The following is a 24,434-nucleotide window of genomic DNA, read 5'->3' on the forward strand; positions in this document are numbered from 1 at the left end:
CGACGGCTACTGATCTTCCTCAAAGCGGGCGTCGAACAGCGCTTGGATAGCTTCAAGCGCTTGGTCGGCGTCTTCACCTTCGGCGGTGATGGTAAGCTCAGTACCGTAAGGCGCGGCGAGCATCAGCAGTGACATGATGTTGGCGGCATCAGCCACCTGTTGCTGTTTGTAAACACGGATTTTAGCCGTGAACTGTTGGCCGCATTTGACCAGTTTGGTCGCCGCGCGAGCGTGTAGTCCGCGTTGATTGGTAAGTGTAAGTTTGCGTTCTGGCACCCTGGTTCCTTTTCGCCGAGTGGTGTCATTAATGGATAGATGCGCTTAAGAGGTCTCTGGCCGCTCGTTAGTGGTAGAAGTGCTGACGAGGGGAGCGGTCGACTGTTCGCTTAAGGTGTAGTGCAGCCCCAGTTCGCGGTGGCGGAGTTGAACGTCGCCCATGCTAGGCGCCAATTTTTCCGCTAACTTCTCGACCATATAGACCGAGCGATGCTGGCCACCGGTACAGCCAATCGCGATAGTCATGTAGCTGCGCTGGCTATTCTGGTAAGCGGGTAACCAACGCTCTAGCCAGGCCAGAATATCGTTGCTCATGGCATCAACGATTGGGTAGCTGCTCAAAAAGGCCACAATGTCGGCGTCGCGGCCATTGAGCTGGCGCAGCGTTGGATCCCAATAAGGGTTCGGCAGACAGCGCACATCGAACACTAAATCAGCGTCTAAGGGCACACCGCGTTTGTAACCAAACGACTCGAGCGTCAGCGTTAACTTATCATGCTGCTGATGTGCTACTTGGTCGGTAATACGACGGCGTAAATCGTGTACCGATAACCGTGAAGTATCGATCAAAAGGTCGGCTAGGTCGCGAATATCCTCCAGCGTTTTCTCTTCTTTATCGATCGCTTCTTCTAAGGTCATCTCACTGTCACGGGTCAGCGGATGACGGCGCCGCGTTGCGGAGTAACGCTCAAGCAGTATGCGTGCATCGGTCGTCAGGTAGATGACTTGAAAGTCGATATTACGCTGGCGCAACTCTTCTAACAACGAAGGCAGTCGTTCCAGCGCCCCTGGTAAATTACGGGCATCAATGCTGACCGCCAAATGAGCCCGGGCGCCCTGGTCGCGTAATTCATCCACCAACGACCCCAGCAGCATAGCGGGGAGGTTATCAATCGCGTAGTAGCCAAGATCTTCCAGCGCTTGCAAGGCGATAGATTTACCTGACCCGGAGCGGCCGCTAATAATCACCAGTTGCATAGAGTCTCTCTTTGCTTTGATCAAGCTGCGTTGAGGGAGGTGAGCGAATAATCTGCTGTGCTGTGCCCTGAAGAGGGTCTCAGGTTCTTAGGCCGCTGATTGCTCGCGAATTTTAGCGGTAATCAGCTCAAGCAGTTCGCGCTGGCTGGATGCTTTACGCAGTTGATGACGTGTGTCCGCATCATTCATGATGGTCGCTACTTGGCCCAGTAATGAGAGATGCGTGTCGTCTGCTTCTTCGGGAACCAATAGCACGAACACCAGATCAACCGGATCACCATCAATAGCGTCAAAATCGATCGCTTCAGCCAGTTTTAAAAACCCGGCGATAGGCGCGGTGCAGTGTGGGCTACGCGCATGAGGAATAGCCACGCCGTTACCGATACCCGTACTGCCTAAGCGCTCGCGGCCGATTAAACGGCTAAACACTTCTTGGCTGTCCAGGCTGGGAATATTTTGGGCGATAAAGGTGCTGTAAAATTCCAGCACCCTTTTTTTGCTGCCCCCGGGCACGTCAAACAGAACGCGTTCCGGGGGGAGTATGGTTTCCAACGTCATTGAATTAGCGCACACCAGCGCCTTGGGCGCGAGCTTGTGCTTTTTCCTTATGTTTAACGAGTTGACGATCAATTTTGTCCGCCAGCGCGTCAATAGCGGCGTACATATCACTGTCTAGGGCTTCCGCATGTAAATCAGCACCTGCGGCGTGCAGTGTACAAGCGGCCTGCTGGCGCTCTTTCTCCACTGATAAGGTGACTTGCACCGTGGTTATATTGTCGTAATGGCGCTCTACACGCTCAAGCTTTTCGTTGACATAGTCACGCAAGGCGTCAGTCAGTTCTACGTGATGACCAGTGATATTTACTTGCATTGACGTGCTCCTTATCCATCGGACTGTACTTCGATTGTAACCCTTTTTGCCGCGTTGCAAAGCCCTTGTCGAGAGTTTCCCTGAAACGTTAACAAAGGTTAGCGCAAACGACGCCGTTCACTAGATGAGGGAATGCCCATGGCTTCACGATATTTCGCCACCGTACGACGCGCCACTTGAATCCCCCCTTCGCCTAATAGCGTCACTAAGCGGCTGTCGGAAAGCGGTTTGCCGGGTGGCTCCTCTTGAATTAGCTTCTTGAGTCGCGCACGGATGGCGGTGCTGGAGTGGCTGTCGCCATCCTGGCTGCTCACTTGGCTTGAAAAAAAGTATTTGAGTTCAAACACGCCGCGGGGAGTATGGATATATTTTTGCGTGGTTACCCGTGAAATAGTCGACTCGTGCATCTCCACCGCTTCGGCAATATCGGCCAGTATCAGTGGTTTCATGGCTTCTTCGCCGTGCTCCAAGAAGCCAATCTGACGGGTAATGATTTCGCGTCCAACTCGCAGCAGCGTATCGTTTCGACTGGAGAGACTCTTGATCAGCCACCGGGCTTCCTGCAGGTGTTCTTTGAGAAACTGGTTGTCCTGACTTTTGTCCGCCCTCTTAATCAAACTGGCGTAGTCGGGCTGAATACGCAGCCGTGGCAGGGCCTCTGGGTTGAGCTCTAAATGCCAACCTTCGTGATCGTGGCGTACGACCAGATCAGGCGTTACATAGCTGTCGTCAGTGTCGCCATAAGCGCTGCCTGGCCGTGGGTCAAGGCTGCGAATTAATAGGATAACATCGGCAAGCTGTTGGTCATCGAGCCCTAGGCGACGTTTCAACAGACGCATGTCGTCCTTGCCAAGCGCTTCGAGAAACTGCCGCACTAGGCGGCGAGCGGGGACCAGTAGTGGCGTATCATCGGGGAGGGCGGCTAGCTGCAGCATCAGGCATTCGCGCAGGTCGCGGGCAAATATGCCGGTCGGCTCAAACTGCTGGAGCTTGAGCAGAATGGTTTCCACTTCGCGCTGGCTAAGCCCATCAATGCCCTGAGCACGTAGGCCTTCACGAATGTCGTTGAGCGGCTGGGTCAAGTAGCCGTTGGCGTCGAGCGCGTCGATTAAACTCTCGGCGACAAGCTGCTCGCGGGCGCTAAAATCGGTCATGGCAAGCTGCCATAGCAAGTGTCCATGGAGGCTCTGCCCGGCTGCCTGTCGTTCAAAATCGGGGCCTTCACTGCTGCTACCGCCCTGACTACCCATATCTTGATAGGTATCTGACCAGTCACTATCTACCGAGAGCTCAGTAGGAATGCTCTCTGACCACTCTTCTTCCTTAGGCTCGCTGACAGTCTGTTCACTAAATTCATCTTCCTGCTCCAGCATGGGATTGGCATCGAGGGCCTGCTGAATTTCTTGACGAAGGTCCAGCGTAGAGAGTTGCAGCAGCGCAATGGCCTGCTGCAACTGTGGCGTCATGGTCAGCTGTGTGCCGATACGCAGTTGGAGAGAAGCTTTCATGGCCATCTGAGAACCACTCGTTAATCAGAATGCTCCACCCTAGTGCGAGTGACTGCCTGGCGCAAGTGCAATAAGCATGCCATTGGTAGTAAAGTTGTTTTAAAGCGCTATTTAGGGGCAGTTAAGGCTAAAACGTTATAGGCGAAAATCGGCGCCCAAATAAACATCCCTTACTTTTTGGTTGGTGAGAATCGAGGCTGGCGAGCCGTTGGCGATGATTTGTCCATCGCCGACAATATAAGCGATGTCGCAAATGTCCAGGGTTTCACGCACGTTGTGGTCAGTGATCAGTACGCCAATATGGCGCTGCTTTAACGCGCGAATAATGGTTTTGATTTCACCTACCGAGATGGGGTCAACGCCCGCAAAAGGCTCATCGAGCAAAATGAAAGCGGGCTCTGTGGCTAGCGAACGGGCTATTTCTACTCGCCTGCGCTCGCCACCTGAAAGACTCATGCCGAGGTTGTCGCGGATATGGGTAATGTGGAAGTCTTCTAGTAGCGCTTCCAGGCGCTGTTCGCGGTCGCTACGGTTAAGCTCTTTGCGGGTCTCAAGTATCGCCATAATATTATCCGCAACCGAGAGCTTGCGAAAAATAGACGCCTCTTGAGGTAGGTAGCCTATCCCCGCCGCTGCACGCTCGTGCATGGGGGCGCGGGTTAAATCCACATCGTCGATACCCACCTTGCCGGCGTCGGATTTGACCAGCCCGACTATCATATAGAACGAGGTGGTTTTGCCGGCACCGTTGGGACCCAGTAGGCCAACAATGCTGCCTTGGCAGATCTCCAAATTAATGTCTTTAACCACTCGGCGGCGTTTGTAGCTTTTAGCCAAATGGTGAGCATAAAGGGTTTTGATCGGCGCGGTGTCAGCAGTTGCCACAGCTTTGCTCCCTATTGTTCAGGCTGAAGGGTCATACGTATGCGCTGGGGCTCGCTGCCTTCAACGTCGGAGCGTGCTTGAATCACTTCACGGTCAATAAAGTACTCAAGGCGCCCGCCAGTGAACGTATCCTGTTGCTGGATCAGTTCGGCTTGGTCAATCAGCTCTACGCGGCGCTCAGCGACGTGATAAATAATCCGTCGTGCCCAGCCTTCAGTGGGGCCATCCTGGCCTTCCACTTGATGACGAAGGTAGGCACGTTCGCCGGTGGATGTCGCTTTCGATAGTTCGCCAGCTTCGTTGCGTTCGATCTCTACACGCTCGCCTCGCAACTGCATTTCGCCTTGACGAATATCTACATCCCCGGTGTAGACGGCAGTGCCCGCCCGTTGGTCGAGATCTAGGCGGTCGGCTTCCACTTCTACAGGGGCTTGTTGTGAAGTTTGGGCTAGTGCCGATAAAGGCATCGCGAGGGCAAAAAGAGTGGTGTAGAAAAGGGCTGTATAAATAATACCTTTCATGGCGGCTCCTCTTAAGGTTGCGTGGCAGGGGGGTGTGTGCCGCGCACATTATCATTTAGGCGGACCTGGCTGGTATTAAGCCACGCGTCCATACGTGAAGCGCTCATTTGCTGGGGCGGTTGCTGCAATAATACAGGTGTTTCACTCCAGGCATGTTGATTAAGGCCATCATAATGCAATAGCTCGGTATCAAGCTGCCAGCCTTCATCCGGTGCGATCAGTCTGGCCGAGCCCGACATCAGCAGGGCCTGGGTAGCAGTGTTGAGCGTGCCTACATCGGCGCTCGCCAACCACTGACGATTTTCACTATCGTAAAGTACCGCTTGGGGCTCTTCCGCCCAGGTTTCGCTTCGCTGCGGCGTATGGATAAGTCGCGGCGTTTTTAGCGACTGCAAAACGTTGCCGTTATCGCCGAACAGGGTAATTTCAGCATTTTTCAGTACGTGCCCTGGCTCTTGGGCCTGCGCGTCGGGATCGATGCTAATGTCTTGAGGCCCGCGGGGGTCAATCCATACCAATAGAGCCCCTAAGGCAATAACCAGTCCGGTTAGCCAGATGCGTACTTTAATGCGTTTAACCATTTAACTGCGGCCGTGCAAGTAGGTGTCGAGCACCGCGCCCCAGTGCCCTTGAGCTTCAAGCAGGGTATCGCAGATTTCGCGCACGGCACCGTGGCCACCCAGGCGTTCGGTGGTCCAGTCGGCGTGGGTGTGCATATAATCCGGTGCGTTAGGTACGGTAATGCCAACGCCGCAACGCTTAATCGCCGCTAGATCGGGGAGGTCGTCGCCACAATAGGCCACTTGATCAAGCTCGATATCGAGGCGCTGACAGAGCCCCCTTAGGGTGGCGAGCTTGTCTTCACAGCCTTGATGGACATGATCGATACCCAGGGCGGCGGCGCGATGGCTTACCATTGGGGAGTCTCGTCCGGTAATCAGCGCAACATGTACGCCCACACGCTTGAGAAGTTTTAGCCCATGGCCATCCTGGGTATGAAACGCTTTGATTTCGATACCATCGGCCTGAAAGTAGAGGCGGCCGTCGGTGAGTACACCGTCAACATCCAGCGTCAATAGACGTACGCGACGAAGTCGATCAAGTAGCGCAGCAGATAGGGTCATAGAGCCTCCATGTTAGTAAATTCTTAAAGTCAGACGGATATAATTAAATAACACCACTGGCGAGCAGGTCGTGCATGTGTAGAGCCCCAATAGGGCGATGTTGTTCATCAACCACCGCTAGCGCGGTAATACGGCTCTCTTCCATGATTCGTACCGCTTCGGCCGCCAGGATGTCGGGGCCAATACGTTTGCCTGGTCGGGTCATGACATCATCAACGAGTACATCGCGCAGATTATGGAACTGATCTAACGTGCGGCGTAGGTCGCCATCGGTGTAAACCCCGGCCAATCGCCCTTCGCTATCCACTACGCAGGTAAAACCAAGCCCTTGCCGGGTAATCTCCAGTAAGGCGTCGCGCAACGGGCTGCCCAATGCGACCTGGGGCAAGCGCTTGCCGTCGTGCATCAGGTCTCTAACGCGTAGCAGTAAGCGCTTGCCTAAGCTGCCGCCAGGGTGAGATAGCGCAAAATCTTCAGCGGTAAATCCGCGTGCCTCCAGTAACGCCACGGCCAGGGCATCACCCAGAGCGAGAGCGGCGGTGGTGGAGCTAGTAGGGGCGAGGTCCAGCGGGCAAGCCTCACGCTCAACGCCACTGTTTAAGTGCGCGTCAGCGTGTTTGGCAAGCGTGGAGTTTGGCCGACCCGTCATGCTGACCAGCGGTATGCCCAGGCGTTTAAGTAGTGGTAGCAGGGCAGTGACTTCGGCAGTTTCACCGGAGTTAGATAGCGCCAGCACTACATCAGCACGGGTAATCATGCCCAGATCGCCGTGGCTGGCTTCACCTGGGTGAACGAAAAAAGCCGGTGTGCCTGTGCTGGCAAGCGTTGCCGCCAGCTTGCCCGCAATATGCCCCGACTTGCCCATGCCCGTCACCACCACACGGCCTTGGCAGGCGAGTATTAGCTCGCAGGCGCGGTCAAAGCTTTCGTCTAGTTTAGCCTGGAGGCCTCCAATCGCTGCCTGCTCAATTTGCAGCGTACGCAGTGCGCTTTCGCGTAGTAGGCTGGATGAAGCGAGAGGCTGGCGCATAGCGTTTTCTCTTAACGATTGAAAATATAAAAGTAGTAACCGCCAAGAATAACATCTCGACACCGCTTATAGGCAGTAATTGGGCTCAATACCCCAGGTGGCTTGGGTGATAAGTGGGCCTGAGCTAGGGATTTGCTTGCCAGCGGTTTTATTAATTAACTGTAAAGCTCATTCGCTCAGTAATGGTGTATGAGGTTATAGTACAATGTTCGATAATGTTTTGGAAACACTGTTTTCTAACTACGGTAGTAGCAAGTAGGGTATGATATTTAGCCCTAGCTACGCCTCGTTAAGAGTCAACTGATCAATGACCGATGTACCCTTTATAGAAGTTGAAAACCTTTATTTCTCACGTGGCGATCACGAAATTTTCCGTGGCGTGAATATGACCATACCACGGGGTAAAGTGACGGCGATCATGGGGCCAAGCGGCACCGGTAAAACGACGTTGCTGAAGCTGATCGGTGGACAGTTGACCCCGGAGAGCGGGCGGATACTCATTGATGGGCAGGATGTTCATAAACTCTCCCGGAAGGCGCTATTCACGCTACGCAAGCGCATGGGAATGCTGTTTCAGAGTGGTGCGCTGTTTTCCGATTTGGATGTGTTCGAGAACGTGGCCTTTCCGCTGCGAGTGCATACGGATTTGCCTGATACTATGGTGCGTGATCTGGTGTTGCTCAAGCTACAGGCCGTCGGGTTGCGCGGAGCGCGACACTTAACACCTGCAGAGCTTTCCGGAGGGATGGCGCGCCGGGTGGCGTTGGCGCGTGCGGTGGCGCTGGATCCCGAGTTGATTCTGTATGATGAACCGTTTGTTGGCCAGGATCCTATTTCAATGGGCGTGTTGGTGCAGCTAATTAAGCGCCTTAATCAAGCGCTGCAGCTCACCTCTGTAGTGGTCTCTCATGATATCAAGGAGACCTTGAGTATTGCGGACTACCTCTATTTGATTGCTGATGGCCAAGTGGTGGCTCATGGTACGCCGCAAACTTTGGACGCTAATCAAGATCCGCGGGTTAGTCAGTTTATTCATGGCGAACCCGATGGCCCAGTGCCGTTCCACTATCCTGCTGAGGCGTTTTATCAAGATGTTTTGGGTGAAGCTCCTGCGAAACAGATAGGCAGTTGACAAATTTAGCTTAAATGCACAAATGCAGGGTAAATAAAGGGCAGGGTTAATGCAGTCAAAATTCTCTAACAGCGCCGCGCGGATTACCCGACTGGGACGCCGAGGGTGCGACTTGACGGAAGCAGTAGGTCGAGCTGGCGTGTTTCTATTCCAGTCGGCGATTGGTGTGCCTTCCCGAGAAGGTTGGCGATTATGGTTGCACCAGATGCACTTTGTCGGCGTGCTTTCGCTAGCCATTGTGCTGGTCTCGGGGCTGTTTATCGGCATGGTGCTGGCGTTGCAAGGCTATACCATTCTGGTCGATTTCGGGGCTGAGCAGGCGCTGGGCCAAATGGTGGCGCTTTCGCTATTGCGTGAGCTAGCGCCGGTTGTGGCGGCGCTGCTATTTGCCGGGCGGGCAGGCTCCGCGCTTACCGCCGAGATCGGTTTGATGAAAGCGACAGAGCAGCTCACCAGCATGGAGATGATTGGTGTTGATCCGCTGCGTCGCGTGGTGGCTCCCCGCTTATGGGCAGGGTTCGTTTCGCTGCCTATCCTTACGGTGGGGTTTAGCGTGGTGGGTATCTGGGGGGGCTACCTGGTGGGCGTTGAATGGCTAGGCGTCTTTGAAGGTTCCTACTGGAGCAACATGCAGGCCAACGTGACCTTTATCAATGATATTGGTAACGGCATGATCAAAAGCGCCGTGTTTGCGTTAGTGGTGACCTGGATTGCGGTGTTCCAAGGTTATGATTTGGTGCCCACTTCTGAAGGTATCTCCCGTGCTACTACACGCACGGTAGTGTATTCGTCGCTTGCAGTATTGGGGCTTGATTTTGTGTTGACCGCCATCATGTTTGGCGGCCTTTAATGGCTGGAGCAGTTTCATGAAACGCAGTAAAACCATGGAGTTCGGTGTTGGCCTGTTTATGGTGGCAGGCATCCTAGGGCTTGTGTTCCTCGGCTTGCGTGTTAGTGGATTGACGCTCTCTGCGCCCACGCAGTCGTTCCAGCTAGAGGCTAACTTTGCCAATATTGGCAGCTTAAAGCCGCGCGCCAGGGTCACTATGGCTGGCGTAACGGTAGGTCGGGTAGAGGCCATTGAGCTGGATACGGAATGGTTCGATGCGCGGGTAGTGCTAAGTTTGGATAGCGAGCTTGAAGGCCAGCTGTCAAAAGATTCGATTGCCTCTATCCTGACTGCAGGCTTGTTAGGTGAGCAGTACATTGGTCTTAGTGTGGGCGGCGACCCAGAGATGCTTGAAGATGGCGACACCATTCGCGACACACAGTCGGCGCTGGTGCTGGAAGAGCTTATCCAGCAGTTTGTGTCCAATATGGCAAGTAGCTAGTGTTTCAAATGACAGGCACTAAACAGGCACTAACCCAGTGCAATAACGGGCACAATGCAATAAAGGGTAGGGAGATAATGGTTATGAACGGAGCGAACTTGATGATGGGTCGTTTGTTTTTGGTGGTAATGATGATGGCTTTGCTAATGGTGCCGCTACAGTCACAGGCGCAGTCTCAGACACCAGAAGCGATGATTCGCGATAACGTTGAGTCACTGATGGCTGATCTTGATGGCCGCAAAGATTACTACGCCAACAACCTTGGCGAGCTCGAAGAGCTGGTGGATAGCAATCTGGATCAAGTGGCTGACTTCCGCTACATCGGTGCTAGCGTGATGGGCAACTATTTCCGCAACGCTACGCCTGAACAGCGTAGCCGTTTTGTTGACGTATTTCGCCAAACGCTGATTGATACCTACACCCGCGGGCTGGTGACGTTTGATTATGATGAGCTGCGGGTATTGGATGCCCAGCAGGCTCAGCGCTATGACGACCAGGCCAGCGTTGCCATGGAAGTGGTGGCCAGTAACGGAGAAGTGTACCCCGTAAGCTATAGTCTGCGGCTCTCCGACGGCGAATGGCGGGTAGTTAATGTGATCGTTAATGGTATTAACCTGGGCCTGACATTCCGCAATCAGTTTGATCAAGCCATGCGCGATAACAACCGGGATTATGACGCGGTTATTGACGGTTGGTCGCCTGAAGTGGGTGTTGACGAGCTTGAGCAGGGAGGCGATGCGTGACAGCGCTGTTTTCACACCCCAATGTCACGGTTAGCGCAGAAAACGCTACCTTGATTGTAGCAGGTGATGTGGAGGTAACGTTGGCGGCCGATTTGGCCGCCAGTGGTGTTAAATGGCTCAAGCACACCGAGCTAACCTCGATAAGTTTAGATTTTAGTCGCGTTGAAAAAGCCAGTAGTGCCGCCATTAGCGTGCTGTTTGAATGGCTTCGAATTTGTCGGCAGCGCGGTATTCAGATCCAAGCCATTCTTTTTTCAGCTCCGCTACGCCGACTTGCCTCCTTGGCTGAGTTGGATGCTTTGATCGATCAGCCGGCAACTACTCTGGCCGTTTAACGCCTCGGCATCGCCAAGCGTACTGCTTTTCTTTATTATGTCGATCTAATTACGTTCATTAATAACGACGACCCCAAAGGAGTTTTCTGCGCCATGCAACCCAACGAGGTAAAAGCACTGCTTGAATCCCGTATTGACGGATGCCAGTTCCATATCCAGGGTGAAGGCTGTAACTTTCAGGTGATTGCGGTTGGCGATGCCTTTGAAGGTCTCTCTCCGGTTAAACGTCAGCAGCTTGTTTATGCTGCGCTGAGCGATGAGATAGCCTCGGGCGCGCTCCACGCTATTAGCATTAAAACGTTTACTCCGGCGCAGTGGCAAACTGCACCGGAAAACGTCCAATAACGGTCGCCCCATGGATAAATTAATTATTACCGGCAACGGATCGGTAGACGGTGAAGTGTGGGTGAGCGGCGCTAAAAATGCGGCGCTGCCTATTCTGTGTGCCAGCTTGTTGGCCGATGGCCCTGTGGTAATCGGTAATTTGCCGCACTTGCAGGATATTACCACTACGCTAGAGCTACTTGGCCGCATGGGCGTTGAGCCGGTGATGGGCGAAAAGCTGAGTATTCAGTTGGATGGCTCCCAGGTGACCCAGTGTCACGCGCCATATGAACTCGTGAAGAAAATGCGTGCCTCCATCCTGGTGCTGGGCCCTTTACTTGCCCACTTCGGTAAAGCCGATGTGTCTCTACCCGGCGGTTGCGCCATTGGCTCGCGCCCGGTGGATTTACACATCCGCGGTTTAGAAGCCATGGGGGCGGAGATTCGGGTTGAGGCGGGCTATATCCGCGCGCGGGTCGACGGTCGCCTAAAAGGGGCGACTATCTACTTTGATACCGTGACTGTGACCGGTACTGAAAACCTGCTGATGGCGGCGACGCTTGCCGATGGCAAAACCATTCTAGAAAACGCTGCCCGCGAGCCTGAAATCGTCGACTTGGCAGAGTGCTTGATCAAAATGGGCGCTAAAATCAGCGGCCAAGGCACTGATACCATTACTATCGAAGGCGTCGAAAAACTGCACGGCTGCGAACACGATGTCATGCCCGACCGTATCGAGACCGGCACGTTTTTAGTGGCTGCCGCCATGACTGGCGGGCGGGTGAAGGTCAAGCGCACTCGGGCCGACATCTTGGATGCGGTCATCGCCAAGCTGGAAGAGGCGGGTGCCGAAGTCACCAGTGGCGACGACTGGATCGCCCTGGATATGCACGGCAAGCGCCCCAAAGCGGTGAATATTCGTACGGCGCCTTATCCTGCTTTCCCTACCGACATGCAGGCACAGTTCGTCGCCATGAATGCCGTGGCCGTGGGGCACTCTCGGGTGGTTGAGACCATCTTCGAGAACCGCTTTATGCACGTGCAAGAGCTAAACCGAATGGGCGCCAATATTGTGCTGGAAGGCAACACCGCCTTGATTGAAGGGGTCGAGAAGCTTTCCGGTGCACCGGTAATGGCAACCGATTTGCGCGCGTCGGCTTCGCTGGTGATTGCGGCCATGATGGCCGAGGGTGAAACTCTTGTAGACCGTATCTACCACATTGACCGCGGCTACGAGTGTATCGAAGAGAAATTGCAGCTACTGGGTGCGCGCATTCGCCGTATTCCTGGTTAGACCATTTCTGCTGAGCCCCTGCATGCTAATAAACACTGGGCGACACGATGAGTAAGCAACTGATTTTAGCCCTCTCGAAGGGTCGTATTCTGGAAGAGACGCTGCCACTGCTAGCCGATGCGGGTATTACGCCCGCAGAGGATTTAAGCAAAAGTCGTAAGCTGCTATTTGATACCAACTTGCCCGACGTAAAACTGGTGATTATCCGCGCCACCGATGTGCCCACCTACGTTCAGCTAGGGGCAGCCGATGTCGGCATTGCCGGTAAAGATGTGCTGCTTGAACACGGTGCCGAAGGGCTTTATGAGCCGCTGGATTTGGAGATTGCCCGCTGTAAGTTGATGACAGCGGGTGTGACCGGTCAATTACCAGCCCATGCCCGGCGTCGGGTGGCAACGAAATTTGTTAATGTGGCCCGACGCTACTATGCCGAGCAGGGAATTCAGGCCGAGGTGATTAAACTTTATGGCGCTATGGAACTGGCGCCGTTAATGAACCTCGCCGATGAAATTGTCGATATCGTCGATACTGGCAATACGTTGCGGGCAAACGGTATGGAGCCGCGTGAGCTTATTGCCCATATCAGCACCCGGCTAGTGGTGAATAAGGCCGCTATGACTATGAAGCACGAGCGTATTAAGCCGTTACTAGAGCGCTTGGGTACTGCGGTCAAAAAGCGTCAGGCCCAGCTTGCCGAATGATGTGAGGTGACCCATGAGTGAACCCATGAGCAAACAGACAACTGCGACGATTTCAAGGCTATCGACAAGTGATGCTGCCTTTAACCCGCGACTTGATGAACTGTTAGATTGGGAAGGGGTGTCTGACAAAGCGGTTCAGGCGCGGGTCGAAGAAATTCTTGCCAGCGTAAAGCAGCGCGGCGATGTGGCGGTGGTGGAAGCCACGAACCGTTTTGACCGGCTTTCTGCTACCTCTATGGACGAGCTGCAATTAACGCCGGAGCAGTTGAAAAGAGCATTTGACAACTTGCCCACCGAGCAGCGTGAGGCGCTCTCCAGCGCTGCCGAGCGGATTAAACGCTACCACGAGCGCCAAAAGCCCAACTCCTGGCAATACGAAGAGGCAGACGGCACGGTGCTGGGGCAGAAAGTCACCCCGCTTGATCGCGCCGGTATTTATGTTCCTGGCGGAAAAGCGGCTTATCCCTCGTCGGTGCTGATGAATGCCATTCCTGCCCATGTGGCCGGCGTGCGCGAAATTGTTATGGTCGTGCCTACCCCTGATGGCGTACTCAATGAACTGGTGCTGGCTGCGGCCCACCTGGCAGGTGTCGATTATGTGTTTACCATCGGTGGCGCCCAAGCGGTCGCAGCGCTTGCTTACGGCACGGAAAGTGTCCCTCGAGTCGATAAAATAGTTGGGCCGGGCAATATTTATGTGGCCACGGCTAAGCGTGCAGTATTTGGTCAAGTGGGAATCGATATGATTGCAGGGCCTTCGGAAATTATGGTGGTTTCCGATGGTCAGACCGATCCTGATTGGCTGGCGATGGACCTATTTTCTCAAGCCGAGCACGACGAGGATGCCCAGGCGATCTTGGTGAGCTGGGATGTTGGGCACTTAGATGCCGTCGAAGCGGCCATTGAGCGGCTGCTGCCGACCTTAGAGCGTGAAGAAATCGTGCGTGAGTCGCTGCGTAAGCGAGGAGCGTTGGTGCTCTGCCGGGACGCCCAGGAGGCGATTACGCTGATTAACCGGATCGCCCCTGAACACCTGGAGCTTTCGATCGCTGCCCCAGAAACGTGGTTAGACGATATTCGTCATGCTGGTGCCATCTTTATGGGACGTTACACCGCAGAGGCGCTGGGTGATTACTGTGCTGGACCAAATCACGTGCTGCCTACCTCTGGCACGGCGCGCTTCTCTTCACCTCTGGGTGTTTACGATTTCCAGAAGCGCTCTTCGATTATTCACTGCTCCGCAGACGGCGCTTCTGAGCTGGGTAAAATCGCCTCGGTATTGGCGCGGGGTGAGTCGTTGACCGCCCACGCCCGCTCAGCGGAGTACCGGATTAGCGATTGATGCTCCCGCTACGGCCAGCGCGCTCATATCACTAGCCGTGTATTAGTCACTGGACGATTAGTTACTATGTGATTGTAGGCATGCTATGAGTCGCGTTGGCCGGGCGTCTCTTGATTAATCGGGATGGTGGGTAGCGGGCGCTCTCCCACTTCCAGCGTCATTTCCATGCGCTCACCGCTACGTACGATGGTTAACGGTAGCGAGGTGCCGGGTGGGATAGAGGCAATGTCGCTCATCGTGGTGCGGGCATCTAGAATAGGCTGACCGTCAACAGAGAGGAGTACATCGCCTGGCTCAAGCCCTGCTTTAGCGGCGGGCCCTCCGCTAACTACGCCGGCTACTATCACCCCTTGGGGTGTTTGCAGTCCAAAGGAGGCCGCCAGTTCCCTTGATAGTGCCTGTGCTTCAATGCCCAGCCAGCCACGAATTACTCGCCCTTGGGTGACTAGTTCGTCCAAAATGCTATGGGCAAGGTTGGCGGGAATGGCAAAACCAATACCCTGAGAGCCTCCAGAGCGCGAGAATATCGCCGTATTGATGCCAACCATTGCGCCTTCGGGGTTGACTAGTGCACCGCCTGAATTGCCGGGATTGATGGCTGCGTCTGTTTGAATAAAGTCTTCGTAGGCGTTTAGCCCTAAATGGTTTCGCCCTGTGGCGCTAATGATGCCCATGGTGACTGTCTGGCCCACGCCGAAAGGATTGCCGATGGCAAGCGCTACGTCGCCCACCGCTACGTCGGCAGAGTCTGTCAGTTCAATTACCGGCAAATCGTCCAGGTTAATTCTCAACACAGCTAAATCACTTTCAGGGTCTGTGCCGATCACCTCGGCAAGGGTTTCGCGTCCGTCACGCAGAGCGACCTGGATTTCATCGGCGCCGTTGATGACATGGTGATTGGTCAGCACGTAGCCATCCTCGCTGACAATAACGCCAGAGCCCAAGCTTGAGAGCATGCGCTGGTGGGTCGTTGCGTCATCACCCTGGTTGTCAAAAAATTGCTGAAAAAAAGGATCTGACATCAGCGGGTGTTGGTCGCGCTCAACAATGCGCGAAGAGTAAATATTAACCACCGCAGGCGCGGCTTGTTCCACTGCCTGTGCGTAACTGACGGGCCCCTCATTGCGGGATAGTGGCGCTGCCTGGTGAATTTCCGGAGCAGGGCGATTGGCATTCGGTTCTACTACTGTAGGAATCGAAGAAATAACCGGAACAGGAGGTTGAGGGGCTTGTGGTGATGGCTCACGAAATGGGTTGGGCAACTGCTCGGGGAGCGCAAATAGGATCACCAAAGCGAGCAGCACGCCAGTGATAACAGGCCATAGGTAAGGCAGCACGTAGCGTCGCATGCAATCAATTCCTTAACGGGTCAGTCTCACTGTTCGCGATAAAAAACAGCGAGTTTTACAATAGTTTTATGGTAACACTTTCTTAGTCAGTACCTCACGGGTGCAGTTTAATCAATAAAGGACTCAATATGATTCATCGTGACCAGTTAGTGGCGGCCTGTGACCATCAGTTACGTGCGTCTGAATTTAAAGATTTTACGATTAACGGTTTACAGGTGGCGGGAGGCGAGCAAGTCAAGCGTATCATGACGGGCGTGACTGCCTGCCAAGCGCTGCTGGATGAAGCCGTGGCTTGGCGGGCGGATATGGTGCTGGTACATCACGGCTATTTTTGGAAAAACGAGCCGGTGGCGATTACCGGCATGAAGCAGCGACGGATTAAAACCCTGCTTGATCATGATATTAGCCTGTTAGTGTATCATCTGCCCCTGGATGCGCATGCAGAGATCGGTAATAATGCTGAGCTGGCCCGACGCCTGGGGTGGAAAGTAGAGGGGTGTATTGATGGCGAATTGGGAGAGGGGCTTTTATGGTCAGGTCGTTTGCCGCAGCCACATTCGGTCAGCGAACTGGCAGCGCAAATAGGGCAAGCCTTACTGCGCGAACCGTTGGTCATTGAAGCCCCACAGGTGGGGGCTATTGAGCGTGTCGCCTGGTGTACCGGTGGTGCCCAGGACATGATCACAGCCGCCTTTGAGGCCGGCGCTCAAGCCTTCGTTTCAGGTGAAATATCTGAACGAACTACCCACCTGGCGAGGGAAATGGGTATTCACTATATCGCCGCGGGACACCATGCTACCGAACGTTATGGGATTCAGGCACTGGGTGAATGGCTAAGCGATGAGTACGATGTCGAACACCGCTTTGTGGATATTGATAATCCTGCTTGACACATTAAATGCCCCGGATCGCTGATGTCCGACGCCGGGGCAAAACAGTCATTATATTAGTAGCGCGGTGGCTGGGGTGTCGCCACCTCATTGCCTCTCAAACCAAAATCTTCAGATAACGTGCCGCCCTTGCCATCGGCATAGTCGCGGGGTGTGGCGGGAGTGGTCGCGTCCAAAGCTGCCTGCGGCTCTTGCATTGAATCGATGCCCGAGAGGTCAAGGCTAGGCTGAATGGCTGCGTCGCGTATATTCCACTCCTCTGCGTCCTCTTTGAGTTGAAGCTCTAACTGGTTGGCTTCATCGCGGATATTGCTTAGGCGTTGATAAATGCCTGTTAAATGGCTGCCCACGCTGCTCTTCATCTCGGCAATCTGGTGCTCGCGTTCGAGTAGTTTTTGGCGCATGGAAGCCGCCTCGCGCTGGCTTTTGCTGAAGAGGCGATAAGCAATCGCTCCAACGATCAAGCCGACGATAAAGCCGATTATGGCAAACGTTAATGGTGAGCTCGCGTCCACAGTGTTCTCCCTGGCGCCTTGAATATAACAGTTAGGCTGCATTCGCTAGCAGCTTAAGAATCGAACAGGCTGCCATTATAGGCGTCAGTCAGCCGGTTGGGTCAATCCGCTCATGCGCTTAGATGTCTCTGCAGGTATAATCACAGCCTTCTTAAGGTTGCCAGTGGTTGTACTGGCTGCTGCCTTAAATGCTGTGGGAGGCAAGTGCATGTCATCAACATCTGCGGGTAGGGCAGCGTCAAAAACGCGCCTTGCATCGCCAATAGAGCGCTATCGAGCGGACTTGGAGCGCGATGATTTTCAATATGATGCAGCCCAGGAGTTGGCGGTAAAGCATCTGCAGCGCCTCTATGAGGAGCTCGTCGCGGCGCCAACGACCGCCCCCAAAGCGCTGGTCGCTAATAAAGGGCTGCATAAAGGGTTAAAAGCCAAAATGGCGGGGTTGATGGGTAAGAAATCCTCGTCACCTGATGAGCCTGTCTTGCCTCAAGTTAAGGGGCTCTATTTTTGGGGCGGGGTAGGGCGTGGTAAGACTTACTTGGTCGATACCTTTTATGAGGCCTTACCCTTTCCTGATAAAATGCGTACCCATTTTCACCGTTTTATGCAGCGCGTCCATAACGAGCTGACCCACTACAAAGGTGAAAAGAATCCGTTGACCCTAATCGCGGGTAAATTTGCCACCGAAGCACGGGTTATCTGTTTTGATGAGTTTTTTGTCAAAGATATTACCGATGCAATGATTCTTGCCAACCTGCTGGAGGCGCTATTTGAGCGCGGAGTAGTGTTGGTGGCGACTTCTAACATCGTGCCTGATGATTTGTACAAAGATGGCCTTCAGCGGGCGCGCTTTTTGCCAGCCATTGAGCTTGTGAACCGCCATTGTGAGGTGGTTAACGTCGACTCTGGGGTTGATTATCGACTGCGCGCATTAGAGCGAGCGGCCATCTTTTACTCGCCGCTGAATGAGGCGGCTGAACGCGAACTAGCGCGCAGCTTTCGGGAAATAGCCGGGCATGAGGGGGAGGCAGAGGCGTCGCTAGAGATAAACCATCGTGTGTTGAAACCCCGCAGGCTGCATGATGACGTCGCTTGGTTTGAGTTTGTTGAGCTCTGCGATGGGCCTAGGAGTCAAAACGACTATATTGAGCTAGCCCGGGAGTTCCATACAGTGCTGGTTTCCAATGTGGCATGTATGGATGCCAAACAGGATGATCAGGCGCGCCGCTTCATCAATATGGTCGATGAGTTTTATGATCGTGGCGTCAAGCTACTGATGTCCGCGGAAGCGCCAATTGAAGAGCTGTATCGCGATGGCAAGCTAACGTTCGAGTTCCAGCGGACGCTCTCTCGTCTGCAAGAGATGCAGTCCAAGGAGTACTTGGCGCTGGCACACAAGCCCTAGGGTTTTACGCGGCGTCGGCTAAGTAAAAAAGTCAGAATACGGCTTAACTTGTCAGTAGCCTTACTGTAGAATGCCGCCTCGCTGCATGTTGCTGGGTTAAGCCAGCAACCAAAAAGAATAGGGATGGTGCTTCGCCGTATAACGGTGTAAGTCACCCAATACATTTAATCTGGTGATTTCATCCATGAAGACGTTCAGTGCTAAGCCGCAGTCCGTCCAGCGCGACTGGTATGTAGTCGACGCTACGGACAAAACGCTCGGTCGTCTGGCAACCGAGATTGCTCGCCGCCTACGTGGCAAGCATAAGCCCGAATTTACTCCTCACGTTGATACTGGCGACTATATCGTCGTCATCAACGCAGAGAAAGTCCACGTAACCGGTAATAAGGCGAAGGCAAAAACCTATTACCGCCACACTGGTTACCCGGGCGGTCTGCGCTCTATGACATTCGACAAAATGCTCGATCATGCGCCCGAGCGTATCATTGAGTCTGCCGTTAAAGGCATGTTGCCGAAAGGTCCCTTGGGCCGTGCCATGTACACTAAATTGAAAGTGTATGCTGGCGACGAGCATCCGCATGCTGCCCAACAGCCGCTTGAACTGAACCTCTGAGGAAATCTTCGCCATGACACAGCAGTATTACGGTACCGGGCGCCGCAAGACTTCCACCGCTCGCGTGTTTATGAAGCCGGGCTCTGGCAAAATTACTGTCAATAACCAAGACCTAGACCTTTATTTTGGTCGTGTTACCGGTCGTATGGTTGTTCGCCAGCCGCTTGAATTGACTGAAACCCTGAACCAGTTTGACATCTTCGTGACTGTCGCTGGTGGCGGTGGCTCTTCTCAAGCTGGCGCCATTCGTCACGGCATTACACGTGCCCTGATGAACTACAACGAAGACCTGCGTCCTTCGCTACGTGCCGCTGGCTACGTAACGCGTGACGCACGTCAAGTTGAGCGTAAGAAGGTCGGCCTGCGCAAAGCACGTCGTCGTCCGCAGTTCTCCAAGCGTTAATTTTTACGCTATGCGGCAAAACGCCCGGGTCATCGACCTGGGCGTTTTTTATTGGAATATCAAAAAATTATATTGCTCGTACCACTATGGTCACGAGCGGTTGTTCTTGTGCATAGCGCTTTGTTTTTTTACCATAGAGCGTAATTAATATTCGTCGTCGCAAGACGCCTTTGCGGCGGAACGGGTAAGCTGATGGGAGAAACCTGAAATGGCAGATAACGGCGTAAACAAAGGCCGACGCCGTTTCCTCGTAGGCGCCACCTCCGTTGTAGGTGCGGTAGGTGCTGTCGGGGTAGCGGTACCCTTTGTGGCTTCTTGGCAGCCTAGTGCCAGGGCAAGAGCGGCGGGTGCTCCCGTTCAAGCAGATATATCAAAGCTTGAGCCTGGGCAACGTATGACCGTTGAGTGGCGTGGTCGGCCGATATGGATCATTAACCGCACGCCGGAAATGATCGAGCGCACTGAATCGCTGAGCGGTGAGCAATTAGCCGATCCAGATTCGGAGGAACCACAACAGCCCGCGTATATTGATGGCGGGTTGCGCTCTATCAAGCCCGAGATTGGGGTGCTCATTGGTATTTGCACTCACTTAGGCTGTTCGCCGTTATTCCGACCTGAGCCCGACGCAGAGGGCGTAGGCGTTGAGAATTGGCCAGGCGGTTTCTTCTGTCCATGCCACGGCTCTCGCTTTGATTTGGCAGGTCGTGTCTTTAACAACGTTCCCGCGCCGACCAATCTTGAGGTTCCACCCTACCGCTTTGAGAATGACGATATCATTGTCATCGGCGAAGATGAGGAGGCTGCCTAATGGGTAATCCGAATAAAGCCAAAGCGGAAAAGGGTGTCATGCGCTGGGTGGACGACCGTTTTCCTGCCACACAAATGTGGCAAGAGCACATGGCCAAGTATTACGCCCCCAAAAACTTTAACTTCTGGTATTTTTTTGGCTCACTAGCGTTACTGGCACTGGTAAACCAAATCCTTACTGGGGTTTGGCTCACAATGAGTTTCAACCCCACTTCGGAAGGTGCTTTTGCTTCCGTAGAATACATTATGCGCGATGTTGAGTGGGGGTGGCTGATTCGCTATATGCACACCACCGGCGCCTCTGCCTTTTTTGTTGTCGTTTATCTGCATATGTTCCGTGGCCTTCTGTATGGATCGTATAAGGCGCCGCGTGAATTGGTGTGGATTTTTGGCATGACTATCTATTTGGCGCTGATGGCTGAAGCCTTTATGGGCTACCTGCTGCCATGGGGTCAGATGTCCTACTGGGGAGCGCAGGTTATTATATCGCTGTTCTCCGCCATCCCGGCAATAGGCCCTGATCTTGCACAGTGGGTGCGTGGTGATTTCCTGATTTCGGGTATTACCCTTAACCGTTTCTTCGCGCTACATGTGGTAGCTCTGCCAATTGTCATTTTGGCACTCGTTGTATTGCACATCATTGCTCTACACGAGGTGGGTTCTAACAATCCTGACGGCATTGATATCAAGCAGAAGAAAGATGAGGCTGGTAAGCCGTTGGATGGAATTCCTTTTCACCCTTACTATACGGTGAAAGACCTAGTGGGCGTTGCGGTCTTCCTGTTTGTTTTCTGCGTGGTGGTGTTTTACTTCCCCGAGGGTGGTGGCTACCTTATTGAAAAGCCTAACTTTGAGCCCGCAAACCCGCTGAAGACGCCTGATCACATTGCGCCTGTCTGGTACTTTACGCCGTTCTACGCCATTCTCCGCGCGATCACCTTCTCTGTGTTTGGCTTAGACGCTAAATTCCTGGGCGTTATGTTTATGGGGGGCGCGATCGCGGTGCTGTTCGTACTGCCCTGGCTGGATCGTAGTCCGGTACGCTCGATGCGGTACAAAGGCTGGTTGTCGAAAGTTATGCTGCTGCTGTTCGCTATCAGCTTTGTTATTCTGGGTGTTTTAGGTGTATTACCATCAACCACTGGGCGAACCATTTTGGCACAGGTGTGCACCGTGGTGTATTTTGCCTTCTTTGTCTTGATGCCGTTCTATACCAAGTTGGAGAAGACTAAACCCGTTCCGGAAAGGGTGACTGGCTAATGAAAAAGTATCTATTTGGAGTCCTTTTCGCCTTAGTGCCAGTAACCGCGATGGCAGCAGGGGGCGCAAGTGTGCCGCACTCAATGGATCCTGATCTGCAGGATCAGGCCTCGCTGCAAAATGGCATGAAGCTCTACGTTAACTACTGCATGGGGTGTCATTCGCTAGAGCACCAGCGCTTTGCCCGAGCAGCTGACGACCTGGGTATACCCCAGGAGCTAGTTCAAGAGAATCTGATTTTCTCGCCAGAATTAGGCTATAACGATCAGATGCATAACGCTATGGGCAGTGCTGATGCAGAAAACTGGTTTGGCGCGGCGCCACCGGATTTAACCCTAGAGGCGCGTTTACGCGGAACGGATTGGATCTACTCTTACCTGCTTAGCTTCTACAAAGATCCTAGCCGTCCAACGGGCGTTAACAACACGGTGTTTGACTTAGTGGCTATGCCTAACGTGTTGGAACCCCTTCAGGGCGTGCAGGAACTTGTGTGTGCTGAAACAGACCACCCGGTAGAAGGCCAGGAGCCGGATGCTTTATCGGGCAAGTACCAGTCTTGTGACGTGCTGCAAGTGACCGAGCCAGGGCAACTCGAGCCTGAAGAGTTTGAGGAGGCGATGTACGACCTCACTAATTTCCTGGCTTATGTCGGCGAGCCTTCTAAGCTTCAGGCCCAGGCACTGGCACCTAAAGTACTGATCTTTATTTTTATTTTTGGTGTGATTGCTTACTTGCTCAAACGTGAGTACTGGCGAGACGTCCACTAATTAGCCGTAGCTGATGGTCAGTAGGGGCGCACGGCGTAAGCCGTGCGCCTTTTGCTTGCCAGCAGGGCAATAAAGCAAAGCAAGCTAGCTTCCCCTAAGGTAGTGCTGGCGTGTTATTATCCAAGATTGTTTTGATGTGAGGATGCTTTCATGGGTGTTGTGGCCAAGCGGTCGTCGATGATCTTTTACTCAGGTAGTGATGATCATTTCAGTCATCGTGTGCGCATTGTGCTGGCCGAAAAGGGGGTTGCCGTCGATATCGTCGATGTGCTCGACGAAAAACCGCCGGAAGAGCTGGCAGACCTCAACCCGTACAACAGTGTACCGACGCTGTTAGATCGTGACTTGGTGCTGTATGAGTCCAAAGTCATGATGGAGTACTTGGATGAGCGTTTCCCGCATCCTCCGCTGTTGCCTGTTTATCCAGTAGCGCGTGCGCAAAGCCGCCTATGGATGCACCGCATTGAGCGCGAGTGGTGCCCAATGGTCGACTTGATTCGCAGCGGTGGAAAAAAAGAGGCAGATAAAGCGCGTAAAGAGTTGCGTGAAAGTCTGATCGGCATATCGCCGATTTTCGAGGATATGCCTTACTTCATGAGCGAAGAGTTTACGCTGGTGGATTGCTGCTTGGCACCTGTATTGTGGCGTTTGCCGGAACTCAATATCGAGTTGCCTGAAAAGCAGGTCAAACCGCTACTTTCATACATGTCGCGAGTATTCGAGCGTGAGGCGTTTAAGGCATCTTTAAGTGAGCGTGAAAAAGAGATGCGCGCTTGAATTCATTTGGCTCCTTTGCGCTCGATAAGGGCCGGGAGCTTTTCTTGTAAGGAGGAGGGAGTCTAAATGAAATCGAGTCGCCCCTATCTCGCCCGAGCCCTCTATGAGTGGTTGTTGGATAATGAGCTAACGCCTTATCTGGTGGTTGACGCTACCTTGCCAGACGTGGAAGTTCCCCGTCAGTTTGTTCAGAACGGTCAGATCGTTTTGAACGTGGCGCCGACCGCCGTGCGTGATCTTTTTATGGAGAACCAGGCGATAAGTTTTAATGCGCGCTTTGGCGGACAGCCCATGCAGGTAATGATACCGACTCCGGCTTTGATCGCGATTTACGCCCGTGAGAACGGTGCAGGTATGGTCTTTGGTCACGAGCCTGAGCTAGGTGATGGGGCCGAGTCCTTTGGTGATATTGAGAACGAAGAGAAGCCCTCTACCAAACCTGAGTTGTCGGTTACAGAGCCCGTTCCTGAAAAGAGTGGCGATGGTGAGTCTAAACCTTCGAGCGAAGAGGCTGATAAACAGGCTCAAGCGAAGAGCAAAACGAAGAAAAAGCCTACCCTACGGGTCGTAAAATAACGCCCTGGGTTGCTTGTAAAAAAGCCTCGCTCATTTGAATTGAGCGAGGCTTTTTTATGGCGATTAAAACGCCATGGGGAAATATTGGGTTAGTCTAAGTAATCAAATACTTTTACGATTCGCTGTACGCCGCCAACTGAGGAAGCTGCATTGACGATGCGGTCAGCCTCTTCGCGGGTAACGCGGCCCATCAGATAAACGCTGGCATTTTCAGTAGTGACTTTTATTTTCGCGGAGTCAATGCGGTCATTGGTTGCCAGATGGCTGATTACATTGGTAGTTAGCCAGGTATCGGTCAGGCGCTGGCTGGCAGGGAGGCGGGCGGCAACGGTGAGTTCGTTATGGACGTCAGTAACGCCTCGTAGGTTGCTGGTAACTTCACCAGCCATATCGCGAAGCTCTTCACTGGGTACTTGGCCCACCAGAAGTACGACGCCGTTATAGCTGTGGGCACGAATGCGGGCATCGCCTAGCCGTGCGTCTGCGCGCTCTAGCGCGTCATCAACTTCACGCTCGATGGTGGCATCGATGGCTTCAACATCGTCGCTACGCTGAGCATAATTGGACTGGTTGGAGGCTGAGTTATTGGCGCAGCCGGTAATAAAAAGAGCCGCGCAAAGCGCAACGGCTATTAAGCCGCGAGGGGAGAGGCGTTGGGCCATCGGTATGACTCCTTG

At 53.6% G+C, this 24,434-nt stretch carries 31 protein-coding genes; 18 read left to right on the forward strand and 13 right to left on the reverse strand.

Translation table 11 applies throughout. The annotated features are described in order from the left end of the window. Positions 1-6: 6 nt before the first annotated feature. From QEN58_RS07140 to QEN58_RS07185, 10 genes are all read right to left on the reverse strand, one after another. Positions 7-276, reverse strand: coding sequence for an HPr family phosphocarrier protein (locus tag QEN58_RS07140; RefSeq protein ID WP_280106429.1), 270 nt, complete (start codon positions 274-276; stop codon positions 7-9). A gap of 45 nt (positions 277-321) precedes the next feature. Further along, positions 322-1,254, reverse strand: a complete 933-nt coding sequence (gene rapZ, locus QEN58_RS07145; RefSeq protein ID WP_280106430.1) for an RNase adapter RapZ — start codon at positions 1,252-1,254, stop codon at positions 322-324. An 87-nt stretch (positions 1,255-1,341) separates the two neighbouring features. After that, positions 1,342-1,812, reverse strand: a complete 471-nt coding sequence (locus tag QEN58_RS07150) for a PTS sugar transporter subunit IIA (protein WP_280106431.1) — start codon at positions 1,810-1,812, stop codon at positions 1,342-1,344. Positions 1,813-1,816: 4 nt separating this feature from the next. After that, entirely contained in the window at positions 1,817-2,125 is a 309-nt protein-coding gene (gene hpf, locus QEN58_RS07155; RefSeq protein ID WP_007114683.1) for a ribosome hibernation-promoting factor, HPF/YfiA family, read from the reverse strand. Positions 2,126-2,223: 98 nt separating this feature from the next. Then, positions 2,224-3,639 carry an RNA polymerase factor sigma-54 gene (locus tag QEN58_RS07160; RefSeq protein ID WP_280106432.1) on the reverse strand — a complete coding sequence of 472 codons (1,416 nt, stop codon included), beginning with the start codon at positions 3,637-3,639 and terminating at the stop codon, positions 2,224-2,226. A 129-nt stretch (positions 3,640-3,768) separates the two neighbouring features. Beyond that, positions 3,769-4,518 carry an LPS export ABC transporter ATP-binding protein gene (gene lptB, locus QEN58_RS07165; RefSeq protein WP_280106433.1) on the reverse strand — a complete coding sequence of 250 codons (750 nt, stop codon included), beginning with the start codon at positions 4,516-4,518 and terminating at the stop codon, positions 3,769-3,771. Positions 4,519-4,529: 11 nt separating this feature from the next. After that, entirely contained in the window at positions 4,530-5,039 is a 510-nt protein-coding gene (gene lptA / locus QEN58_RS07170) for a lipopolysaccharide transport periplasmic protein LptA (RefSeq protein WP_280106434.1), read from the reverse strand. Positions 5,040-5,050: 11 nt separating this feature from the next. Then, positions 5,051-5,620 carry an LPS export ABC transporter periplasmic protein LptC gene (gene lptC / locus QEN58_RS07175; RefSeq protein ID WP_280106435.1) on the reverse strand — a complete coding sequence of 190 codons (570 nt, stop codon included), beginning with the start codon at positions 5,618-5,620 and terminating at the stop codon, positions 5,051-5,053. Next, positions 5,621-6,163, reverse strand: coding sequence for a KdsC family phosphatase (locus tag QEN58_RS07180; protein ID WP_280106436.1), 543 nt, complete (start codon positions 6,161-6,163; stop codon positions 5,621-5,623). A gap of 43 nt (positions 6,164-6,206) precedes the next feature. After that, positions 6,207-7,193: a KpsF/GutQ family sugar-phosphate isomerase gene (locus tag QEN58_RS07185; RefSeq protein WP_280106437.1), complete on the reverse strand. Its 987-nt coding sequence runs from the start codon at positions 7,191-7,193 to the stop codon at positions 6,207-6,209. A 307-nt stretch (positions 7,194-7,500) separates the two neighbouring features. On the opposite strand from QEN58_RS07185, the gene QEN58_RS07190 reads away from it, so the two are divergent. The 9 genes from QEN58_RS07190 to hisD all read left to right on the forward strand — a co-directional run bounded on the left by QEN58_RS07190 (position 7,501) and on the right by hisD (position 14,395). After that, positions 7,501-8,325: an ABC transporter ATP-binding protein gene (locus QEN58_RS07190; RefSeq protein WP_280106438.1), complete on the forward strand. Its 825-nt coding sequence runs from the start codon at positions 7,501-7,503 to the stop codon at positions 8,323-8,325. A 49-nt stretch (positions 8,326-8,374) separates the two neighbouring features. Beyond that, the gene (gene mlaE, locus QEN58_RS07195) at positions 8,375-9,175 is read left to right on the forward strand and encodes a lipid asymmetry maintenance ABC transporter permease subunit MlaE (protein ID WP_280106439.1); all 801 of its coding nucleotides are present in this window, start codon (positions 8,375-8,377) and stop codon (positions 9,173-9,175) included. Positions 9,176-9,191: 16 nt separating this feature from the next. Next, the gene (gene mlaD / locus QEN58_RS07200) at positions 9,192-9,656 is read left to right on the forward strand and encodes an outer membrane lipid asymmetry maintenance protein MlaD (RefSeq protein ID WP_280106440.1); all 465 of its coding nucleotides are present in this window, start codon (positions 9,192-9,194) and stop codon (positions 9,654-9,656) included. Between the two features lie 101 nt (positions 9,657-9,757). Continuing rightward, positions 9,758-10,399, forward strand: a complete 642-nt coding sequence (locus tag QEN58_RS07205; protein WP_425270323.1) for an MlaC/ttg2D family ABC transporter substrate-binding protein — start codon at positions 9,758-9,760, stop codon at positions 10,397-10,399. Next, entirely contained in the window at positions 10,396-10,734 is a 339-nt protein-coding gene (locus QEN58_RS07210) for an STAS domain-containing protein (protein ID WP_280106442.1), read from the forward strand. The genes QEN58_RS07205 and QEN58_RS07210 overlap by 4 nt, the downstream gene beginning before the upstream one ends. A gap of 93 nt (positions 10,735-10,827) precedes the next feature. Continuing rightward, positions 10,828-11,079: a BolA family protein gene (locus tag QEN58_RS07215; protein ID WP_007114696.1), complete on the forward strand. Its 252-nt coding sequence runs from the start codon at positions 10,828-10,830 to the stop codon at positions 11,077-11,079. A gap of 10 nt (positions 11,080-11,089) precedes the next feature. Beyond that, entirely contained in the window at positions 11,090-12,352 is a 1,263-nt protein-coding gene (murA, locus tag QEN58_RS07220) for a UDP-N-acetylglucosamine 1-carboxyvinyltransferase (protein WP_280106443.1), read from the forward strand. Between the two features lie 47 nt (positions 12,353-12,399). Further along, entirely contained in the window at positions 12,400-13,053 is a 654-nt protein-coding gene (gene hisG / locus QEN58_RS07225; protein ID WP_280106444.1) for an ATP phosphoribosyltransferase, read from the forward strand. A 25-nt stretch (positions 13,054-13,078) separates the two neighbouring features. Beyond that, positions 13,079-14,395: a histidinol dehydrogenase gene (gene hisD, locus QEN58_RS07230; protein WP_280106445.1), complete on the forward strand. Its 1,317-nt coding sequence runs from the start codon at positions 13,079-13,081 to the stop codon at positions 14,393-14,395. Between the two features lie 83 nt (positions 14,396-14,478). On the opposite strand, the gene QEN58_RS07235 is transcribed toward hisD, so the two are convergent. Then, entirely contained in the window at positions 14,479-15,744 is a 1,266-nt protein-coding gene (locus QEN58_RS07235) for a Do family serine endopeptidase (RefSeq protein ID WP_280106446.1), read from the reverse strand. 128 nt (positions 15,745-15,872) lie between these two features. Between QEN58_RS07235 and QEN58_RS07240 the strand changes: the two genes are divergently transcribed. Continuing rightward, positions 15,873-16,634, forward strand: coding sequence for a Nif3-like dinuclear metal center hexameric protein (locus tag QEN58_RS07240; protein WP_280106447.1), 762 nt, complete (start codon positions 15,873-15,875; stop codon positions 16,632-16,634). Between the two features lie 56 nt (positions 16,635-16,690). Here the strand turns inward: QEN58_RS07240 and QEN58_RS07245 are convergent, their stop codons facing one another. Further along, on the reverse strand, positions 16,691-17,149 hold the full coding sequence (locus tag QEN58_RS07245) for a Z-ring associated ZapG family protein (RefSeq protein WP_280106448.1): 459 nt from the start codon (positions 17,147-17,149) through the stop codon (positions 16,691-16,693). Between the two features lie 208 nt (positions 17,150-17,357). Here QEN58_RS07245 and zapE point away from each other — a divergent pair, with 208 nt between their 5' ends. The 8 genes from zapE (at position 17,358) to QEN58_RS07285 (ending at position 23,757) form a co-directional block, all read left to right on the forward strand. Continuing rightward, positions 17,358-18,554, forward strand: coding sequence for a cell division protein ZapE (gene zapE / locus QEN58_RS07250; protein WP_280106449.1), 1,197 nt, complete (start codon positions 17,358-17,360; stop codon positions 18,552-18,554). 184 nt (positions 18,555-18,738) lie between these two features. Next, the gene (gene rplM / locus QEN58_RS07255; protein ID WP_022523919.1) at positions 18,739-19,167 is read left to right on the forward strand and encodes a 50S ribosomal protein L13; all 429 of its coding nucleotides are present in this window, start codon (positions 18,739-18,741) and stop codon (positions 19,165-19,167) included. 13 nt (positions 19,168-19,180) lie between these two features. Continuing rightward, a complete protein-coding gene (gene rpsI, locus QEN58_RS07260) occupies positions 19,181-19,570 on the forward strand; it encodes a 30S ribosomal protein S9 (protein WP_022523918.1) in 390 nt (129 codons plus the stop codon). Positions 19,571-19,778: 208 nt separating this feature from the next. Beyond that, positions 19,779-20,378: a ubiquinol-cytochrome c reductase iron-sulfur subunit gene (gene petA / locus QEN58_RS07265; protein ID WP_280106450.1), complete on the forward strand. Its 600-nt coding sequence runs from the start codon at positions 19,779-19,781 to the stop codon at positions 20,376-20,378. Further along, positions 20,378-21,637, forward strand: coding sequence for a cytochrome b (locus QEN58_RS07270; protein WP_280106451.1), 1,260 nt, complete (start codon positions 20,378-20,380; stop codon positions 21,635-21,637). Before petA ends, QEN58_RS07270 begins: the two co-directional genes overlap by 1 nt. Continuing rightward, positions 21,637-22,404, forward strand: a complete 768-nt coding sequence (locus QEN58_RS07275) for a cytochrome c1 (protein WP_280106452.1) — start codon at positions 21,637-21,639, stop codon at positions 22,402-22,404. The genes QEN58_RS07270 and QEN58_RS07275 overlap by 1 nt, the downstream gene beginning before the upstream one ends. A gap of 150 nt (positions 22,405-22,554) precedes the next feature. Then, entirely contained in the window at positions 22,555-23,181 is a 627-nt protein-coding gene (sspA, locus tag QEN58_RS07280; protein WP_007114711.1) for a stringent starvation protein SspA, read from the forward strand. Positions 23,182-23,247: 66 nt separating this feature from the next. Next, positions 23,248-23,757, forward strand: a complete 510-nt coding sequence (locus QEN58_RS07285) for a ClpXP protease specificity-enhancing factor (protein ID WP_280106453.1) — start codon at positions 23,248-23,250, stop codon at positions 23,755-23,757. Between the two features lie 89 nt (positions 23,758-23,846). Here the strand turns inward: QEN58_RS07285 and QEN58_RS07290 are convergent, their stop codons facing one another. Beyond that, a complete protein-coding gene (locus tag QEN58_RS07290) occupies positions 23,847-24,419 on the reverse strand; it encodes a BON domain-containing protein (protein WP_280106454.1) in 573 nt (190 codons plus the stop codon). Positions 24,420-24,434: the final 15 nt, after the last annotated feature.

Origin of the sequence: Halomonas alkaliantarctica (genome assembly GCF_029854215.1) — a bacterium.
Taxonomy (GTDB): Bacteria; Pseudomonadota; Gammaproteobacteria; order Pseudomonadales; family Halomonadaceae; genus Vreelandella; species Vreelandella alkaliantarctica_A.

Bases quoted from the DNA above. Each gene is read 5' to 3' on its own strand.
- rapZ (WP_280106430.1), bottom strand. From the start codon at position 1,254: ATGCAACTGGTGATTATTAGCGGCCGCTCCGGGTCAGGTAAATCTATC.
- QEN58_RS07150 (WP_280106431.1), bottom strand. From the start codon at position 1,812: ATGACGTTGGAAACCATACTCCCCCCGGAACGCGTTCTGTTTGACGTG.
- hpf (WP_007114683.1), bottom strand. From the start codon at position 2,125: ATGCAAGTAAATATCACTGGTCATCACGTAGAACTGACTGACGCCTTG.
- QEN58_RS07160 (WP_280106432.1), bottom strand. From the start codon at position 3,639: ATGGCCATGAAAGCTTCTCTCCAACTGCGTATCGGCACACAGCTGACC.
- lptA (WP_280106434.1), bottom strand. From the start codon at position 5,039: ATGAAAGGTATTATTTATACAGCCCTTTTCTACACCACTCTTTTTGCC.
- lptC (WP_280106435.1), bottom strand. From the start codon at position 5,620: ATGGTTAAACGCATTAAAGTACGCATCTGGCTAACCGGACTGGTTATT.
- QEN58_RS07180 (WP_280106436.1), bottom strand. From the start codon at position 6,163: ATGACCCTATCTGCTGCGCTACTTGATCGACTTCGTCGCGTACGTCTA.
- QEN58_RS07185 (WP_280106437.1), bottom strand. From the start codon at position 7,193: ATGCGCCAGCCTCTCGCTTCATCCAGCCTACTACGCGAAAGCGCACTG.
- QEN58_RS07190 (WP_280106438.1), top strand. From the start codon at position 7,501: ATGACCGATGTACCCTTTATAGAAGTTGAAAACCTTTATTTCTCACGT.
- mlaE (WP_280106439.1), top strand. From the start codon at position 8,375: ATGCAGTCAAAATTCTCTAACAGCGCCGCGCGGATTACCCGACTGGGA.
- mlaD (WP_280106440.1), top strand. From the start codon at position 9,192: ATGAAACGCAGTAAAACCATGGAGTTCGGTGTTGGCCTGTTTATGGTG.
- QEN58_RS07205 (WP_425270323.1), top strand. From the start codon at position 9,758: ATGATGGGTCGTTTGTTTTTGGTGGTAATGATGATGGCTTTGCTAATG.
- QEN58_RS07215 (WP_007114696.1), top strand. From the start codon at position 10,828: ATGCAACCCAACGAGGTAAAAGCACTGCTTGAATCCCGTATTGACGGA.
- murA (WP_280106443.1), top strand. From the start codon at position 11,090: ATGGATAAATTAATTATTACCGGCAACGGATCGGTAGACGGTGAAGTG.
- hisG (WP_280106444.1), top strand. From the start codon at position 12,400: ATGAGTAAGCAACTGATTTTAGCCCTCTCGAAGGGTCGTATTCTGGAA.
- hisD (WP_280106445.1), top strand. From the start codon at position 13,079: ATGAGCAAACAGACAACTGCGACGATTTCAAGGCTATCGACAAGTGAT.
- QEN58_RS07235 (WP_280106446.1), bottom strand. From the start codon at position 15,744: ATGCGACGCTACGTGCTGCCTTACCTATGGCCTGTTATCACTGGCGTG.
- QEN58_RS07240 (WP_280106447.1), top strand. From the start codon at position 15,873: ATGATTCATCGTGACCAGTTAGTGGCGGCCTGTGACCATCAGTTACGT.
- zapE (WP_280106449.1), top strand. From the start codon at position 17,358: ATGTCATCAACATCTGCGGGTAGGGCAGCGTCAAAAACGCGCCTTGCA.
- rplM (WP_022523919.1), top strand. From the start codon at position 18,739: ATGAAGACGTTCAGTGCTAAGCCGCAGTCCGTCCAGCGCGACTGGTAT.
- rpsI (WP_022523918.1), top strand. From the start codon at position 19,181: ATGACACAGCAGTATTACGGTACCGGGCGCCGCAAGACTTCCACCGCT.
- petA (WP_280106450.1), top strand. From the start codon at position 19,779: ATGGCAGATAACGGCGTAAACAAAGGCCGACGCCGTTTCCTCGTAGGC.
- QEN58_RS07270 (WP_280106451.1), top strand. From the start codon at position 20,378: ATGGGTAATCCGAATAAAGCCAAAGCGGAAAAGGGTGTCATGCGCTGG.
- QEN58_RS07275 (WP_280106452.1), top strand. From the start codon at position 21,637: ATGAAAAAGTATCTATTTGGAGTCCTTTTCGCCTTAGTGCCAGTAACC.
- sspA (WP_007114711.1), top strand. From the start codon at position 22,555: ATGGGTGTTGTGGCCAAGCGGTCGTCGATGATCTTTTACTCAGGTAGT.
- QEN58_RS07285 (WP_280106453.1), top strand. From the start codon at position 23,248: ATGAAATCGAGTCGCCCCTATCTCGCCCGAGCCCTCTATGAGTGGTTG.
- QEN58_RS07290 (WP_280106454.1), bottom strand. From the start codon at position 24,419: ATGGCCCAACGCCTCTCCCCTCGCGGCTTAATAGCCGTTGCGCTTTGC.